This window comes from Halostagnicola sp. A56 (genome assembly GCF_000691505.1).
Classification (GTDB): Archaea; Halobacteriota; Halobacteria; order Halobacteriales; family Natrialbaceae; genus Halostagnicola.
This window is the reverse complement of sequence record NZ_JMIP02000025.1, coordinates 21,723-39,033: the sequence shown is the minus strand read 5'-3', so window position 1 is coordinate 39,033 and position 17,311 is coordinate 21,723. Positions and strand designations below refer to the sequence as shown.

Annotated in this window: 14 protein-coding genes and 7 pseudogenes; 13 read left to right on the top strand and 8 right to left on the bottom strand. The window is 50.1% G+C overall.

From position 1 onward, the window contains the following. Positions 1 to 3 precede the first annotated feature (3 nt). Positions 4 to 1,215: a hypothetical protein gene (locus tag EL22_RS14340; RefSeq protein WP_050052133.1), complete on the bottom strand. Its 1,212-nt coding sequence runs from the start codon at positions 1,213 to 1,215 to the stop codon at positions 4 to 6. Then, positions 1,216 to 1,878, bottom strand: coding sequence for a hypothetical protein (locus EL22_RS14335; protein WP_050052132.1), 663 nt, complete (start codon positions 1,876 to 1,878; stop codon positions 1,216 to 1,218). Between the two features lie 162 nt (positions 1,879 to 2,040). On the opposite strand from EL22_RS14335, the gene lrp reads away from it, so the two are divergent. After that, complete coding sequence (lrp, locus tag EL22_RS16360) at positions 2,041 to 2,520, top strand: HTH-type transcriptional regulator Lrp (protein ID WP_082146813.1); 480 nt, start codon at positions 2,041 to 2,043, stop codon at positions 2,518 to 2,520. Here lrp and EL22_RS14325 read toward each other — a convergent pair. Continuing rightward, positions 2,462 to 2,971 (bottom strand): annotated as a pseudogene (locus EL22_RS14325) (RNA-guided endonuclease InsQ/TnpB family protein); the annotation flags it as partial. The gene lrp and the pseudogene EL22_RS14325 sit on opposite strands and share 59 nt — an antisense overlap. Before the next feature lie 123 nt (positions 2,972 to 3,094). Between EL22_RS14325 and EL22_RS17450 the strand changes: the two are divergent. Then, positions 3,095 to 3,250: pseudogene (locus EL22_RS17450) on the top strand (IS630 family transposase); the annotation flags it as partial. Between the two features lie 796 nt (positions 3,251 to 4,046). Next, complete coding sequence (locus tag EL22_RS14320; RefSeq protein WP_050052130.1) at positions 4,047 to 4,430, top strand: type I restriction-modification system subunit M N-terminal domain-containing protein; 384 nt, start codon at positions 4,047 to 4,049, stop codon at positions 4,428 to 4,430. A 289-nt stretch (positions 4,431 to 4,719) separates the two neighbouring features. On the opposite strand, the pseudogene EL22_RS17445 reads toward EL22_RS14320, so the two are convergent. Continuing rightward, positions 4,720 to 5,370 (bottom strand): annotated as a pseudogene (locus EL22_RS17445) (hypothetical protein); the annotation flags it as partial. A gap of 513 nt (positions 5,371 to 5,883) precedes the next feature. Here EL22_RS17445 and EL22_RS14310 point away from each other — a divergent pair. Next, complete coding sequence (locus EL22_RS14310; RefSeq protein WP_050052128.1) at positions 5,884 to 6,066, top strand: hypothetical protein; 183 nt, start codon at positions 5,884 to 5,886, stop codon at positions 6,064 to 6,066. A gap of 641 nt (positions 6,067 to 6,707) precedes the next feature. On the opposite strand, the gene EL22_RS18695 is transcribed toward EL22_RS14310, so the two are convergent. Both EL22_RS18695 and EL22_RS14300 read right to left on the bottom strand, forming a co-directional pair. Further along, positions 6,708 to 7,859 carry a helix-turn-helix domain-containing protein gene (locus EL22_RS18695; protein WP_082146812.1) on the bottom strand — a complete coding sequence of 384 codons (1,152 nt, stop codon included), beginning with the start codon at positions 7,857 to 7,859 and terminating at the stop codon, positions 6,708 to 6,710. Positions 7,860 to 7,950: 91 nt separating this feature from the next. Continuing rightward, the gene (locus EL22_RS14300; RefSeq protein ID WP_082146811.1) at positions 7,951 to 8,982 is read right to left on the bottom strand and encodes a Gfo/Idh/MocA family protein; all 1,032 of its coding nucleotides are present in this window, start codon (positions 8,980 to 8,982) and stop codon (positions 7,951 to 7,953) included. Here EL22_RS14300 and EL22_RS17435 point away from each other — a divergent pair. Next, entirely contained in the window at positions 8,954 to 9,160 is a 207-nt protein-coding gene (locus EL22_RS17435; protein WP_156184166.1) for a hypothetical protein, read from the top strand. The genes EL22_RS14300 and EL22_RS17435 overlap by 29 nt on opposite strands. A 133-nt stretch (positions 9,161 to 9,293) precedes the next feature. Continuing rightward, positions 9,294 to 9,719 carry a hypothetical protein gene (locus EL22_RS19175; RefSeq protein ID WP_343123198.1) on the top strand — a complete coding sequence of 142 codons (426 nt, stop codon included), beginning with the start codon at positions 9,294 to 9,296 and terminating at the stop codon, positions 9,717 to 9,719. Positions 9,720 to 10,586: 867 nt separating this feature from the next. Here EL22_RS19175 and EL22_RS18690 read toward each other — a convergent pair. Next, positions 10,587 to 10,715, bottom strand: a pseudogene (locus EL22_RS18690) (cupin domain-containing protein); the annotation flags it as partial. On the opposite strand from EL22_RS18690, the pseudogene EL22_RS18685 reads away from it, so the two are divergent. From EL22_RS18685 to EL22_RS18665, 7 genes and pseudogenes are all read left to right on the top strand, one after another. Then, positions 10,716 to 10,811: pseudogene (locus tag EL22_RS18685) on the top strand (universal stress protein); the annotation flags it as partial. 608 nt (positions 10,812 to 11,419) lie between these two features. Further along, positions 11,420 to 11,755: pseudogene (locus EL22_RS19170) on the top strand (ferritin-like domain-containing protein); the annotation flags it as partial. A 61-nt stretch (positions 11,756 to 11,816) separates the two neighbouring features. After that, positions 11,817 to 11,963: pseudogene (locus EL22_RS18675) on the top strand (arsenical-resistance protein); the annotation flags it as partial. 17 nt (positions 11,964 to 11,980) lie between these two features. Next, positions 11,981 to 12,424, top strand: coding sequence for a low molecular weight phosphatase family protein (locus tag EL22_RS14280; protein ID WP_050052124.1), 444 nt, complete (start codon positions 11,981 to 11,983; stop codon positions 12,422 to 12,424). Positions 12,425 to 13,418: 994 nt separating this feature from the next. Beyond that, entirely contained in the window at positions 13,419 to 14,678 is a 1,260-nt protein-coding gene (locus tag EL22_RS18670; RefSeq protein WP_231587977.1) for a glycoside hydrolase family 27 protein, read from the top strand. Positions 14,679 to 14,951: 273 nt separating this feature from the next. Further along, positions 14,952 to 15,623: a site-specific integrase gene (locus EL22_RS16335; RefSeq protein ID WP_082146810.1), complete on the top strand. Its 672-nt coding sequence runs from the start codon at positions 14,952 to 14,954 to the stop codon at positions 15,621 to 15,623. A 351-nt stretch (positions 15,624 to 15,974) separates the two neighbouring features. Then, entirely contained in the window at positions 15,975 to 16,184 is a 210-nt protein-coding gene (locus EL22_RS18665) for a hypothetical protein (RefSeq protein ID WP_231587976.1), read from the top strand. Between the two features lie 56 nt (positions 16,185 to 16,240). Here EL22_RS18665 and EL22_RS17415 read toward each other — a convergent pair whose 3' ends face one another. Continuing rightward, positions 16,241 to 17,059, bottom strand: coding sequence for a hypothetical protein (locus EL22_RS17415; RefSeq protein WP_156184163.1), 819 nt, complete (start codon positions 17,057 to 17,059; stop codon positions 16,241 to 16,243). Between the last annotated feature and the right edge of the window lie 252 nt (positions 17,060 to 17,311).

Here is a 17,311-nt window from a genome sequence, read left to right as displayed (position 1 = left end):
CGATTACCACCTTGAGACCTTTTCTTTCGTGTTTCTGAGTCCTTGCTTGGCTTTGGTCGACGTTTTTCGGGTGACCTGTTTGGCATCGTCTTTGGCTTTATCGCGCATCCGGCCCGTATCCGATTTGCGGAGGTTGTTATACTGGCGTGCATGGGATTTCGTCGAGTTCGCAGATTCGCCGAGCTTGTACGCTCTCGAGTTCCCGCCCCCGAGTTTCGTCTGTCCGTCTTTGGCCATCGGTCCGTACTTCCCGTTGGCGTAGCCCCGGTGGACGTTTCGAGCGCCACGCACGGTCTTTCCAGACGCAGCTTTTGCTTTGTGAGCACCGGCAGCGGCCGACGATGGGTTCGCAGCGGTGACGCTGTTTTGGGCAATGGTGCGAACTGCAGGGCTACTCCAATAGACGGTCATCACCATCGCGAGAACCGCGGCAGGGATCAGCGTCAGCCCAATAAATAGTGCGAACAGCTCATTTTGGCCAAGTGTCTGAATCCCACCGACTTCCCACCCAATGCGGAAGAGCAGCGCCGCCGGAATCCCAGCAAGGATGAGACCAGGATAAATCCCCGCTGCTCGACGAGCCATGTTTGCTGCTGGTGTGAATGGCCAGACTTCAAGTGCCCAGAGAACCCCCAGAAGCGGCATAGTGACCGTCAGCACGAATATGCCGATCCAGCGGAGCGCAACAACGAGTCCAGCAACGACTAAGAAGAAATTCGAGATGACAACCATCGCGAGGATTACAAATGTCCCTCCAAGAGTTGCTTGAATAAGTTCACCAAGACCCGCAGACATATCTTCGATTGGCGCGATCGTCGTCCCAATTGCGTCGACGAATTGCAGCGGGATTGAGACCAACGGGAACCAAACGAACGTTCCCATGAACACGATTCCGAGCCGTCTCAGGAGTCGCTTTCGGCGATAGTCACTCATCGACCCTGCACGGAGCCCGATGAACGCGAACGAGATAATTACCATCATAATCGCCAGAGGCATAATATACGCCAGATACACATCCTGATACAGACTTGCCCATGGCTCCCCATCTGGAGTTCCAACAACGATATACTGAGAGTCCGATTCCGGTGCTGGAACACCGACAACGGGCTCCAAAAGCGCTCCGTAGATCTCGTTTACCAGCCCAAGAATTGCGTCGGTGAACCTCTCAATAACGTTTTGAATCCCATCTTCGACTTGGTCCTGCATCCATGGCATTTAGTTCTCACCGCCAGTAGAATCCGAGTCAGTTGGACTGCCCTCCACAATCGTAAGGTCACACGACTGGTCACCACCGTATTCGATTTGCTGAGTATACGACGGATCTGGTCCTACCTGGACGACAGCTGTCACTGTCATCGGTTCTGTGCCTAATTCGCTGCAGTCTAGCGACCCTCCCGCACCACTCGTCTGGTAGATTTGGCCAAACGAATAAGCAGTCGTCTCTCCGGGCGGTAACCGCGTCTCATGGTGATACGAGACTGTATCGTCGCGGCCTAACTTGGCGGCTGGTGCACCTTTCCACCGAAGTTCAGTGAGTAAGGAGGGAATCGTTCCCTCGTTCTTTATAACAACTGCGGCGTATTCATCCCAGACTGGCGAATTCTTGTCCCAGTCCATATCCGGGTTCTCGGCCGCCCAGAGCACGTCGGTGATTGTGCACTCTGCATCAAGCGTGATCGTCGTCGAGTCGATCGGGTCGTCGCTTTCGCGACTCTCGAGGGCAACGAGTTTGTACTCGCCAGTGGCGATATCGTCTTCATATCTGCCGAGGATCTCAAATGCGACCTCGGTATCGTCATCCCCGAGACTATCTTGATTGATTATCTCACCATCCGGATCCCGAAGGGTGATAACTTCTCTCCAGCGAACCACTATCAAACCAACACTTCCAACTCATCAGCGGGCTCAAGCCAGATGAAAGCTTGAGGCTGCTCTTCACCCTCAACGTTCTACACTTTTTCGAACACATTCATCGAAGAATCCCCTCGCAAGGTCTGCGTTCCGGAAGCATATAGTACTCTGATTGGCACCAGGTACACAATGGCATACAACAATCTCGATACCGAACTGGTGAACTGCCTCCTCAATAATGGACGAGCAAGCCTTCGTAGTCTCGCCGAAGAGATGGATGTTTCCGTCACCACAGTATCTAACCATCTTTCCGAACTGGAAGAATCTGGTGTGATCGACGGCTACACACCAAAAATTGACTACAATAAGGTTGGGTATGATGTCACAGCGATCATGCAGTTGAAAGTCAAAGGAAGCGCCCTCACCGGAATCACCGAGACCATTCAAGATCATGACCAAATCGTCTCAGTCTACGAAGTCACGGGTGATTACGATATCGTGGCGATCGGCAAATTCCACGATACAGATGATATGAACGACCAGATTAAAACGCTGATCACAGACCCAGATATCCGCCAATCAAACACCAGCATCGTTCTCAACAGGGTTACTCGTCTTCGAGGTCGAGCCAGTCCACCGTCTTGCCGTCGCTGGTGTGGACGTAGGTGAGGATTCCGAGGTCGATACCCACGCTATTGCTTGAATCTAACTTGTCCAGTGCAGGTTTCTCGGGTAAGTCAGCATCGTCGGTTTCGAGACCGAACGAGACGAACCAGTCACCGGTCGTCTCTTTTTTGACCGTGACTTCTTTGATGTCCGCTTCGTCAGGGATCTCGCGGTGGGAGCGGATTTTGATGTCACCGATTTTGGAGAGCCAGAGTATCGCGTGTCGGCCACTCGTGTTTTTGAGTTCGAAGCCGGACTGCGAGTATGTCATACTCTTGAACTCCCTCGGTGACTTCCACTTGAGCTTCCCCACCTTGTTCCCGTTCTGTTTCTGCCCGGAGAGACTGTCGAGGTTCTGGTAGAACCGTGTGATGGTTCGTTGCAGAGCCTTCGAGTTGACTTCCGAGAAGACAGGGAACTCGTCTTTCCAGTCGGGAAGTCGGTAATGGTGTTTTTTTTGCCCAAAATAGTTGCAGGAGTTAGTGGATGATCTCGACGATATCGCCGTCAAGGAATTACAAGATACTCTCGACAATGTAGATGGAAGAAGCCGACATAACGACAATAGCAGCAATAGAAACCAGTCCAGACTGAGCCGCGTTCCGCGTGGTTTTCGCTAGGAATGCGGCCGGCCATCGAACTGTCCGGACAACGCGACTGAACGTGTCTCTTGGGCGCGATCACCGAGTTCGAAGATGAGGTGATCGTTGTGCTAGATGGAGCGCCGTACTTCTAAGCGTCGGCCGTCACGCTACCCGCATACTCTTCTGGCCGGCTTTGGTGAACCACTAGATGGCGTCGACTTCCGGGGTGAGATCCGGTGACTTGTGGTGTATTTTGGGACGATTTAGCCACAACCCGAAGGAATCAATGATAGCGGATAAATCGGACACTGCCACAGGTCCTCTAAAACCGCTCAGACCTACTGCAGTATGGCGATTCACCAAAGCCTTCTGGCCTAAATCCCGTTGAGGAGTACTGGTGACAACTGTAAACAGCTCCCAGAAATCGATTCTTTGAATAGTTCACTGAACTGATAATAGCGACCACTATCATTCAAAATTGAGTGGTTATTTCTAATGTATACTATAGTGGATACTGTGTCATATTCACCCCCCTCCATATCGCCAAGGGCATCTTACAGTTTCTCGACAGAGACAAAACACTGCGTAACGTCCAACGATATTAGAGTGGGAAATATAGCGTCCTTGTTCACCAGTTTATAATCATAACTGAAACATCACTTGGATAGGTTTTATCAATTACATATTTGAGACCATTCTTCTGGCTTATATTCTGTAATCTGCTGATGTGTCCTATGGGCCAGCCAATAGTCACTGGCTCAGAACATAATTCGTCCCGGATGAAACCTACGTTGAATTCTACCGGTCTGTACTGTGTTCGATCTTCGGTTAGAAGTCGACAGAACACTTCTACGCAATCGCTAAGCGGCTAAACGATGGAAGCGAATACGGTACGTCGATCATCAGGACGGTGCTATTATTATGAGCGGAACTCTTGCTTGAGTCATGGCTGAAAAGGACCAGGCGACGCTACCTGGCACGGAACCGAATCTACTCACACTTCCTACTCTCGAAAAGCACCTGTGGGCGGCTGCGGACAAACTCCGTGGAAGCATCGACTCGGCGGACTACAAGAACTACATTTTCGGGTTGTTGTTCCTCAAGCGGGCTAACGATCGGTTCGAGGAGGAAACCGAGGAAGTCGCCGAGGAACTCGGGATCCCGGTCGAAACAGCCAGAGACGACCGTGACCTCCACGAAGAGTTCTGGATCCCAGAGCGTTCTTCTTCCGTTGACAGAATTGTGCATAGATATTCGAATCTGTTCGAAGTTAATTGTTTAGAGGGCGCTTATAGGATGAAAGTCTGGCAAGTCCCCACGTATGGATGAAGAAGGGAGGTGTCAAAGGCTGACACTACTTGCAAGATGCTCTTGACAATGCAGACGTAAAGAAGCAGATACAACGGCTATTAGCGACAATAGCGTACAAAACCGGTGTCACGTAGACAGAACCAGACGAGTGGTACGATGTTTAGCGACGAACGATCTAGAACTGACTCGAGCGACTTGACATCGACGGGTCGTTTGAGCAGGTTGTAACTGACACCCACATCTCTATAAGAAAGTGGAAACTATAAGAAGACTAATGAGAATTCCAAAGAAAGTTCGCACAAATCTCCCCACCTTCGGTTTGTGCGATGTCTACTGACCCATCGCCAACGATAAGATATTCGTCGCCGAGTGTCGAATTCTCTCTGGTGATCTCGAGTGCACCTCGAAGCGAAAATCCTCGATTGAGTAATCGGGCCATCATTTCCCCCGTTTCGACGGCATGTTCGTTTATAACGTCGTTGTACGTACTCACTCCTCCGTATGCACCGCGTTGCGTGAGTGCAAGTCCCTGCTCATAAGAGCGACAAGCGTTCAGGAAGAAGACGCCGACATCGACAGAATCGAGCGTTCTTACGTCGAGGTCGCCGTCAAGACATTTGATGCCATCCTCAGTAGCATGGCCGATGTAGTGGACGAAGTCGTACCCGCCTTCGGTCAACAACTCTGCGAGACGATCCGAACTGACTCCGAATTCAGAGTCGATATCGAACGGAAGCATTTCACGGTTTCCATAGGTTTGGTCAAGAAAATCGTGTTCGTCGGTCATCCGTGCATCATTGCAAACGATGAGGATTTCGATCGATTCACGCAGTGAATCACGGGTTAGTTGGCTTTTGTACGCTTCTATCGACGCTTTTGATGCACCAAGCGGAATCTGCTCTCCAAACCATGCATGTTCGATCGACTCTTCGGTAACCGCTGGTTTGACGAACGAATTACTGTCCGTCGATAAATTGGCATTTTGCGTTCTGTATTCGCTTGCCGACCGGACGAACTGTGCCTCTTTCGGCTCGTGTTGTTCTACTGTTGGCTTTTGGTGAGCTTTGGTTTCACGAATGATTCCGAGTTCGTTGACAATGAACGGCAGTAGCTCGACGTTGCATGAGGGGGAACTCGCGGGGATCAAACCTACCGGAAACTAGATCGAGGTGGATCAAATGTTCTTCGCCTGTATCGAGGACGGGCTGATCACTGAACGATGGTTTCTGCCAGATAATCTCAGTCTATTGCAACAACTCAGTGTCATCAACTTTCCACCTGAGTAGCGCTGTCTAACTCGGTGAGGATACACTACAGGGGGAGAATGGAGGGAATCTGTTGTTGCCAACAAACCGATGATCACCATATCGCCACTCTTCCCGGACGCATCTTTCAGAGACATGTTCCATTCCACTCAGACTCGATTCGTGCGTCCGACAGTTTATATAGGAGGCCACGGCCAGACACCCCTATGTCCGGAGAACGAGACGATGATCTCCTGATCGCAGTGGCGTTGACTCGGTTTTCCGTCCAGTTCGAAGAGGCAGATCTCGAGTTGAGCGAGTACGCATGGCAGTTAGCCGCTGACCGGCTCATTGAGTATGATGTGGAACCGTGTACTGCGATTGAGGAACTGCAGATCGGAGACCACTAGTCGATGAATGGGTTTCAGCGGAGCCAGAATCGGGGGCAGTCAGTACGAAGGAGATAGTTGTGCTCTGTTTCTACCGGTTGGAATCCCAATAGTATAAGTGACTACCAGACAACAATCAAGATGGAAACTGCGCTTCAACCAGTCGCCAAGGGGCATGCGCTGAAATGCCCCGGGTGTGACAGCACCCGAGGCGCGGTTTCTAACCCCTCGATGGGTTCGAAACCATGTTTGCGTTAATTCTACCGAGATATAAACATCTCGCACGACGGCCGTACCGTTATCAACTAGCCGGTGCACCCAAGAAACTGCGAGTGGGGTGTCGATGAGCGACCAGCCACCAACAGAAGACGAGCGCGAGCCGTCGTTTTTGCCCCGCTGTCCACGGTGTGACACGCCGGTTACTCGAGTCACAAGCCGTGGGCCAACCGAGCACATCTGCTCGCCGTGTGGCTGCCAGGTTGGTTCACCTGACCTCTAAGTAATCGCTCGAGGCTAATTGATTACCCTCGAGTGGTTTCGTTTATGTTATCTCTGACAGGAGACAACTGTACAGTATGTACTTCCTCGAAAATCTGAGGAGGACAATTGTAGGTAGCGACAATAGGCGTGAACTACTGGCGTGATTGGGTACTGATGAAGACTTACTCCGGTGTAGTATTAGATTCATCGAGTAGAACAGTGACGGTATCCGGTGTCACAGCAATCCGAATACCTTCAATGGTGAATCTGAGTTCAGGATCCCCACTCGAGGTAGCGCACACTTGCTCGAGTGCCTCGATGTCGACGTAATCGTACAGCTGGTAGGAATCAGGATCGAGACCACATGCTTCCAGAGTGTCGACGATTTCGACGACTAGTTCGGTTGATTGTTCGTCTCTACTTGCCGATGATCGTTCCATGGTTTCAGTAATCTTCTCAGGATGGTCAATTGTTTTCTGATAAAGTGTTTGTGCTTCATCATTCGATAGTTCTTGATCCGCGTAATTATACTTTGATGGCGGATTATATGGTCCGTGAGGATCCATATAGTGGTTCCATAAGAAAAAACGATCATCATCCCGAGAGTCCAACCAGGATAGGGATCGTTCATTTATCTCTTCGGCCCGTGCGTAAAAGTCACCCTTCTTGAAAAAGAATTTGTTTAAAGCGGTCTGAGCTAGTGCCAAGAGCCGGTTTTGTCCCAAGAGTAAGTCGTCTTCAAAGGTATCAAATCCGCTGTCGAAGCCATATGCTCGTGAAACATACGGGTTCGAGTGAAAGGCCGCTGTTCGATATTCTGATAATTGATCCGCAATTGTACCTCTGGTGTAGCGATATCCGTTTGCTGCGAATATATCAGGATAAAATCCGCTCAATAACGAAGGAATTGCTTCTCTTGTGTGTGAACTCGGTGAAATTGCTGATTTATATGTTATTGATTTCTCAGAGAACTCATAGAGCGTAATGCCGGACCCATTGCGTTCGACGATGAGCCGGGTTTGTTCCCCGGTTTCCTGTGCGAGTTCTTCGACATCGTCCTTTCCGAGATGATACAGCCGCTCGCGTTCGCGAACCTGACCGCCGAGCGTGAGAAATCGTAGACTGAGTTGATACTCCCCGTCGACCTTGTCGAGATAGTCGTGTTTGACTAACGTCGTCACGTAGTGATGGACAGTACTCTTAGAGCGATCGAGCTCGTTCGCTATTTCCGTGACACCCGCCCGCTCCTTCTGGCGAATAACTTCGACGACATCCAGCGCAGACTCTACGGATTGGATCGTCTTTCCGCGGCCCCCGGGGGTTTCCTCTGGCATACTCGGTATCAGTATCCACGGATAGTTAAGTATGGCCACCTCCGGATATGGATTCGTTCAGTGCGGAATCAACGCAGTACTAAAACAGTAGTTATTGGCTCGCTTGATAGATTTGGTCAATAGCGCGTTGCACGTCAAGCGCTTGTTCTACGTTTGTCATTTCCGGTCGCTTATCGGACCTAACCGCGTCGAGAAACGTTTCCAACTCGTCTCGGTATGGATCGTTCGACGATACGATAACTTCGCTATTCACGAAATGATCACGGCGACCAGACCGCGTCTCGTACAGTTTGAGATCATTTCGCTGATCGACTTTTGGCTCAACTTCTTGCAAAGTATTTGTAATGTCGACCGTCATCCCTGCTTCTGTTCCTTGAATGCGATAACTGTGAGAAGACTCCATGTTGGCTGCCCACGCGACCTGAATGTTCGCAGTCATCCCAGAGTCAAACTCGCAAAACGCCGTGACAAAATCCTCAACATCGTACATCTTCCCTTGGTCGTCCTCGCCCCACATGTGGAGGTACGAGTAGTCGTCGTGCTGCCCGAAGTCCGAGCGGGATGTCGCCATCACATCAGTGATCGTCGGCCAATCAGTCCAGAAATAGAGCAAATTGAGCAAGTGTGCACCGACATCGATAAGCGCACCACCTCCTGCGATATCCTGTGACGTATACCACGTACCGCGGCCGGGAACGCCGCGCCGTCGAATGAATTGGGCATCGACATGAGTGATTTTACCCAGATACCCGTCTTCAACGTAGGATTTAGCGACCTGACAGACGTTCCGGTAGCGGTGATGATATCCAACCATGCAGATGTTACCTGTTCGGTTTGCCACTTCAGCGATGTTCTCCGCACTCTCTAAATTATGTGCGAGCGGCTTTTCGAGCAGAACATCGTGGCCAGCCGTGAGCGCCCCTGTAGCTGCTGTTTCATGGAATTTATTCGGGGTCGAAATGATAACTGCATCCAGATTCTGTTCGTATAGCTTTCGCGATCTCGCCGACTCTTCGAATGCAATTTGGAAATTGTTGGATGACGCGACGTGGATCGGCTCTGTAGTTATTCGCTTTCGTGGGCAGCGGAAACCGTTGGCTGAGTTACGCGAGGAGCGTGGCATTGGGCTTGAGGACGTGGCTCACGAATCCTCACTTCTTGAGGCAGACTTCATTCTCGAAACGCCTTGGGGCGACCCGGTCAATGTCATTTACGAGGAAGGGAAGATCGAAGTCGCCACAGGCGACGATACGACCCATGAGTATGTGCTTCAACTGCTAGAGACTGCCCGTTCTCGATGACGCTAACGGGCTGGATACTCCGCTGGATCGATTCAAGACGTGGAACCGGCAGGTACCCTGCCTATCAACAGTTCCGTGAAGCGTATCACGACTCAAACGAGGTTACTCGAGCTGGCCAAATCCAAAGTGTGAGCTGGGTCCTCGCTATACTCAGCTTTCACTTCATGAGGAACTACATCCAGGGGAACCAGTTTGGCATTCAATACTCCGTTATTTCAGTCACCTTCATTGGGTTGCTCGGCTTAGCAATGCAGAGCGAGTCGTCAAACTGGCTCGTTCGTGTTTTAGAGATATAGGTATTGATCCAGAAATAGAAGAAACAGATATTGAGCTTGTTGAATCAGGAACGTCAAATACACATTATGATCGAGTAGAGAACGTGAAGCAGTTGATTTCAAAGATTGAAACAGAGTACGAGAAAGGTGCTCCACTGCAGGTTGTTATAGACCGAGCAGAGGTACTTGGAATGGACCCAGGAAAAGTAGAACATGAAATCGACAAGTTGTATCAGAAGGGAGAGGCCTATGAACCACATGAAGACTGGGTAAGGACAACGTAATATCCGCCAAACTGTAACCGGAAATTTTCACTATTGGTGAGACTCCAAAGGGTATGGCTTCTAGATAGTTCACTAATTAGCCGGGGTAAGTGAACTGCCCACCTTCAAGGAGCAACCCGCTTTTGAGTTATGAGTTATATTAACCAACAGTTTATAATACTAGAGAGTTTTTGTTGGTTAACACCGAACAACCCGATCGCCGGGAACTCAAGGAGTTAAACGAAAACAGCGGCGAATAACACGAACCGCAGCATAGCTGTACTTCCGAGGTTTAGCTTCGGTAGTTGTTTTTCGATCAGAGAACGCCTTAGCTAAGGTATGGAGCCTGTTCGGTAATTCGCTGACTGATCAAACTCGTCGCTGGCTATCGATTATTCTGTCGGTGGAAGTGTGTCCCCTCAAATGCCTTCACCAGCCGATGTACTAGACGACGTACCTGTCACAAACATCCTTCGGTCGGCAAAGCGCCGCGTCCTCGCGGCGCTTGACCTGTCAGTTCTCGATGAGTGTATGGATACTGGGCCAGGTCGTGAGCCAAAGTATCCTCGTTCGCAGATGATGCGTGGGCTGCTGGTGTGTACCGCCAAAACGAAGTTCCAGTTCAGAGAACTTGAGGACTGTTTCGAGTCGGTTCTCGGGCGTCTCATCTGCGGATTTGCAGATGAGACGCCTGTGTTGAGCACGATCTGGGAGTTCTGGAACCGTATCCAACCGTTCATTCAGCGGCTGTTCGATCATCTTGTCCAGGTCCTCGGAAGTACAGCTATGACACCCTCTTCGTATGGTACAGTTCGTCTACAGTAGCATCATAAGTAATGCTAACTGATTGTGGCAGTAACTGTGATTAAACTGCACGAAGCGGTAGAACTACTGCTCTCTATTTGTCCAGAAATCAAAGCCGCGCCCCGGCGAAAAAACGTCAAGTCCGACGGTACGCTCGTCGCTTACGTTTTCGACACGGTGAGATTCGTTGCTCTCGAGCCAAACGGAATTGTTCGTAAGCGAACACCAACAGGAAAAGTATTATTTGGGAGTGTTTCTCAATCAGTCTTACTAAACTCCAGCATTCCAGTCACATTAATAATGGAGTGATCAATAGATTTTATTTTATTACTCATATCCAACTTGTTTATACGATTATAACAGTAGTTAGCAGTCTATATTGACGTTTTGTTAGTAGTATACCATCTATATCTGGTCAAAGAACACAATATTACTACTACAAATATATTACGTAATAGATAGTGGCTATGGTAATTATCATCACCTATTCATTAGGCGTATACAATCGCAACTATACCCCAATATATTTATACGTTATCGGCATTATGATTATATAACATACTAACTAATAATTCCAAATGTATTAATACCCATATACTGATTTTCCTGTTATGGTACGCTACTATGAGGATTTGGAAGTCGGAGAAATATACAAAACAGACAACTATACAGTCAGTAAAGAGAATATAATCACGTTCGCTGAACAATTCGACCCACAACCGTTTCACATCGATGAAGAAATTGCACAGGAATCGATAATATAGAACCCATATATTACATACGACTTACACACAACTCCTACTGAGTCGTTCTTTGTATGCTATATCTGATAGTACATGCAGAAAGTTCACGGAAGAAATACACGTTATTCGCAGAAACAATTACTCGGTACTTAGCAGCGACTTAGGGTATATGAGATGGGATACTCCCATAATATGACTAACGATACCCCTAACCGCTTTGACCTCGGTCGGCGACCTGTCCTCGGTGGACTCGCTGGAGCACTGATGACAGGTGCTGTCGGCACAGCGGCGGCGTCCGAAGACAAGCAGAACAGCGGAGACAACGGTATGTCAGGAGACACTCAAGAAGAGCAACCACCCGAAGCAGTTCCCGATGATTTCGGGAGCGATATTGATATCCTCAACTACGCTCTCACCCTTGAGTATCTCGAGGCAGCGTTCTATACCCGCGGTCTCGAAAACATCGACGAAGGGGCTCTCGAACAACAATTCGAGGGATGGGGGCCGATTCAGGATCAGGTCGTGAATCGACTCCGCGTCGTTCGAGACCACGAAATAACCCACGCGGACGACCGTCGTTGGCCCGCTCATCGAAGTCCCTGTCCTGCTCGCACTCGTCCATGTGGCACTGTACTTCCAGCGTGCGTTCGATTGGGACGGCTTTGAGACGGGGAAGATAGTTGATTCGACTAAGACAATCGTCTCAGACGACGACTAATCAACGGCAAATACATCATGAGTAAGGACACGACACGTATCGCGTTCGTCTGTGTACAGAACGCTGGACGTTCGCAGATGGCGTCTGCTTTCGCTGAGCGCGAGCGGAACGTCCGGGAGTTAGCCGAGTCCATCGAGATCACAACTGGTGGCACGCAGCCAGCCGATTCCGTCCACGATGAAGTGGTCGAGGTTATGCAAGAGAAAGATATCGACCTCCGTACTCGAACGCCTCGAGAGATCACACACGCCGATCTCCAAGACTGTGAATACGTAATTACAATGGGGTGTTCTGCAGAAGGAGTCTGTCCAGCCACATGGAGTGGTGAAAACCGTGATTGGGGACTTGCTGACCCCCACGGAAAGGATCTCGAGACGGTACGAGAGATCCGCGATGAAATCGAGAGCAGGGTCAATTCACTGTGCAACGAAATAACTGGTGAACAACAGACTGATAACTAAGCCACCTGTACTTACTGGTCTCTCTCGAAATTTGTTAGCCGCTGATGGTTTCAACAGAGCCGATTTCTACACTCTCCCCAGCCGACTCCCTCGCTCACAGGCCCACGGTGGTTCGAGAGACCGCCGATCTCTCGACATCAAGTGAACGCATCCCGTTCGCGGGCATCGCGAATCTCCGCTCAGTCACGAAACGGCAGGCCGTTTCGAAAGACTTCGCCGTTCGCTGTTCCGCGACGCTTCGCGTCGGTTCCCGTGACAGAGGACCTCGCACACCCTTCTGCACAGTTCATGTTCGCTTACCGTGCGTGAGCGCGCCGCCCGTTACTCGAGTGTGTTCGAGCGAGGTCGAAATCGAGTAGGTTCGAAATTCGAAATTCGATTTCGAGAATCGTACTGTTTCGTGGGGCTTATTACGATGTGCGAACTTCGGACGAACAAGACCAATGAGTACGAACACTGACGGCGAGTGCTGACGGCGATTCTGACGATTCTGCTCCTCTTACTCGTCTAGGTGGACTTGTTTTATTCTGTTCTGTCAAAACCATTTTATTCAGCGGTATTTGGGCGTGACGCACATGCACACTACAGGAGCGAACCAAAGTGCAGTTGCAGAAACATATATACAGTAAGCCATTTCCAAAAGTATGTATCCAAAGATGAATGGGAAAATTAATATATCCGTTGATATTCCCTTCTTCATCACAAGCATCGGTCTAATCTGGGGAGTAGAACCCGTCCGTAGAGCCCCGATGACACTCTCACTCTGGACTTTGGACCTTGTTATAAATGATTTGTCCCTACAAATTTGTGATGGTGGGGGGTGCTGGCTCCTCGGCATGATTTTGGGTTTGGTTTATACTATCGCCATTTCAACAGCTGTAGTGCTTATCTTCCGGCGAATTAGAAAGGATCTCATATAATCTTCGATCAGATTAGACGTGCTGTTCTGTCTCTAATTTTGGTTCTCAGTGTGCTTCTCTGTGCTAGTCTTGGTGTGAACGCTGTTTCTGCTACCGGCCCAGAACATAGTCTGTCGACGACTGTATCTGGGAGTAGTGCTAACGAGTCAGTTCCTCATCAAAACCCAGACGAATACGATGATGAAGTCGATGCCGGGAGTACTGCGTCATGGCTTGAAAATCAACTTTCCAACCGTCTTGAAGACAGTAGCATTGCACTCTCTGATGGCCAATACGAACTCGCACAAGAATTCGTTGATGAGGAGTACGAAGAGCAGTTTGAACAGTACGTTGACGTTGAGGAGAGCTCAGAAGGAACCGATGCAACTGCAGAAGGGAATAATTCACCGTCGGAACTCTTCAACGAATCTGGGCAAGAACAACAGCAGTATGCTACTCATCTCTCGGAGTATAACGAAACGCGCGAGGAATACGACGATGCTGTTGCGGCGGGCGATGACGAACGAGCACGCAATCTCGCTCGAGAGTTAAATGTACTAGCTGCGGAGATCGAAGATTCGAGTGGAGAGTTAGCTCACCTCTATGAAAATCTCTCCGTTGTGGTTGAGCGGGATTTTTCTGACTTACAGAACGCAAAGAGGGGGCTAAAACTCGGAATCTATCAGTCAGCAGGGACGACAACATGTGAAGGGCTTCCCGGCAGCCTCGGTTACGAAGCAAAGGATGCACAATCGTTCGCTGACTGGGGAGTTGACTTCCTTAAATACGATAACTGCGGAGACCATTATGGCCTGTCGGCGATTGAACGCTATACGAGAATGCACAATGCGCTTGAAGCCACCGATCGGGATATTCTTCTCAGTATCTGTGAGTGGGGAGATAACGATCCGTGGATGTGGGCGCCAGAAGTAGGTGGCAACCTCTGGCGGACGACCGGCGATATTAAGCCTCTCTGGAGCGCCCAGGAGGACCTATGGGGAAATGGCATTATCGATATCATTGACCAGAACGAACCGCTTGCTGAATACGCTGGCCCCGGTCGCTGGAATGATGCAGACATGCTTGTGATCGGCGTTGATCTTCCAGAGTATCCTAACCTAAACGACGTGGAGGACCGAACACACTTTGGTATGTGGGCACTGATGGCTTCTCCGCTCATAGCTGGGAATGACATTCGAAACATGTCCGATGAAACTCTCGATGTCCTCACTAACGAAGAAATAATCGCGATCAACCAAGATCCAGCAGGTAACCAAGCGGTCCGGATTCAACAGACCACCGGTCAGGACGGTCTTTCGATTCTGCAGGAACGGGACCGTCAACGACGTGAGTAATGACTCCCGGCCAAGTGAATCCGTAGATTCGCTCGAAGAAGTTAACCGACTGGCTTTCACCGGATTCAAAGACCAGTAGGAGGTCTCCGAGCTGGATTTCTCTCTCATCAACTCGGATGTGGGAAGCGTAAGGATAAGCGTCACTGTCGTCCAGAACCTCGATGTCGGGTTTAGACATAATCCTGAGTTGAGTGTGTGGTGGTATGTCGTTTTATACTCCTTGGCACTCGGAGAAGATACAGATTATCTTTGTATCGACAGACAGCGATAGGTATGGAAGCAACACGAGAAAGGGCTCTTAGCGAACGCGAGTTCGAACTATTGTTAGAAGGAGCCGGGCGGATATCAGATACCCAAAGACGTCTAGAGACACGAGCGGCTATCCTCCTCGGGGGACGTTTGGGACTCCGGCCAGGGGAAACGACGCACCTGTCTACGTCGTGGATTGACCCAGAGCGTCAGATGATTCAAATTCCTAAACAAGAAGATTGTACAAAGGGACGTGACGGTGGTATCTGTGGCTACTGTCGGCAAGCAGTGAAACAACGAATGGACCACAATCCCAAGAAGGACTTCCAAAGCTTTGCAGATCGCTATTGGCTCCCGAAAACAGAGGCCGCGTCTCGAACAGTGCCGTACCATTTTTCGTATCGAGTCCGAATCGCGATTGAGTTACTACTTAACGAACATGGCGGTTGGCCATATTCGTTCTCGACCTTACAACGACGGCTGGAGACTGCCCTTGAACTGTCTCCAGAACTGTCCGACGACGCAACCTCGTTACACGGACTACGTGCCACAGCAGCGTCGTACCATGCAGGAAGAGGCTTGGATCTCCCCGCACTCCGAGCAATGTTCGGTTGGGAGGACATCACGACTGCACGTCAATATCTGAATGTCGATGGAGCGATGACCCGGCGAGCGCTGGACAGTATTCATCAGTAAAGCTGGACCCACTGATGAACGGAAACCAGGCGTAGCGCTAATTCAGTAGTTATTCCATCGGCCCTACATCCCTAAGATGAGCGTATTTTTCAGCAACCTTTTCGAAAAAGCCAGTCGGTTAACTTCTTCGAGCGAATCTACGGATTCACTTGGCCGGGAGTCATTACTCACGTCGTTGACGGTCCCGTTCCTGCAGAATTTCACGAGTTCGACTTATTGGCATAGGGGATTAATGGCGGGAAATTCGCTATTGCTCCACGCCGTGAACAAACAAGCTTCTTCGTCGACGATGACACCGTCCGCACTATCACCCTCTACCGATACCAGTACCAGGGCGGGTGGCAGCCGATCGTGGTTGATGAGCGACGAGATCCACTTGAGGACACTCCTCTCTCCCAATCTGTAGCTCTTTGTGATGACGGTGAGCAGGTGATCGAGGAACTACTACTGACAAACTCTCTAGAGGAGGAGCAGGAGTATGAGCACATCCAGGAGTTCCTTACGTCTGCTGGCTATCAGTCTGAATTGGTTCCATCCGTCGATGAAGTTCTCGGGGAGTGATACTGTCCTTCCCGAGTAGAACTACCGCACTAATGCTTTAGCGCAGATGTTAGACCTCAGCCATCAATATATGGATAGGGGTTATCAGGCTGCCCGCGGTCGAGAAGTTCGTCCAACGTCTTGACGAAGGAGTCCGCTCCTTGGTCGGCATACTGGTCCCGCATTGATTCGGCTACCTCACGCCACGAAATGCTATGAATCTGGTACCATTCCGCCGGCTGAAGTAGGTCGGCAAACATGTGGCCAAAATCTTCGTAGTGATGATCGCAGAGCGGGGCGAGGTTTTTCAGCTCCCGAGAGTCGCCGTACCTCGGCGGTACCATCCGTTTCACATACTCCGCATCGTTACTGCACGCGATACACTGTCCGTCGTGTTCTTCGAGTGCTTCTTCCCGCTGATGTTGTGTGACGTTCTTGATATCGTCTTTCGGTGTCGGTTCGTACCCTCGTGCGCGGATGTGCTGATCGCGACCGATGGAGGGATATTCGTCACAGACGGAGCACTTCTTTCGACCACCATCACGCCATGATTTGCAATTCGGCCAGGATGACTTCGACTCATCCCCTTCGTCGAGTACTTCGGCAGTCAACGTTTCACCGCACTCGCAGGTATAAGGTTCCGGATGAATTCGCGTTAGTCCGTGTGACTCGGCGGTTAGCAAGACGAACACCAGATGATTTGTCCGATTATGGTGTCGATTTCCAGGCTCCGTCAACGAAGCGAGTTCCGCTCCCTCGTTCACTTCTGATTCAATCATCCGAAGATCCCGTTCACTGAGATCCAACGGATCTGTTGACTCGTACTCGTTTAGCGTTAGATCAACACTCTCTGAACTATCGGAATCGAACAGCGGGGATGGAACTGACTGGCTCATTAGTCCGTAGTCTGTTCCTCAAATGCAAGTTCTCCTGATTGCATCTCGGTTCGTAGGTCAGCTAATCGCTTATTGTCAAAGCCGGGATGTCGCCAATAATCCGGCCCAGTTACGGGTCCTGTGTGCTCTGAGACTTGCTCGAGAATCGTCTGGGAAAGACCTGAGAACGAATACTCTTCACCATTATGGAGCCATTTGACACCATCGCTTCGGCCGGTTTTGCCAGTAATCTCACACCGCCAGAAGTGTTCA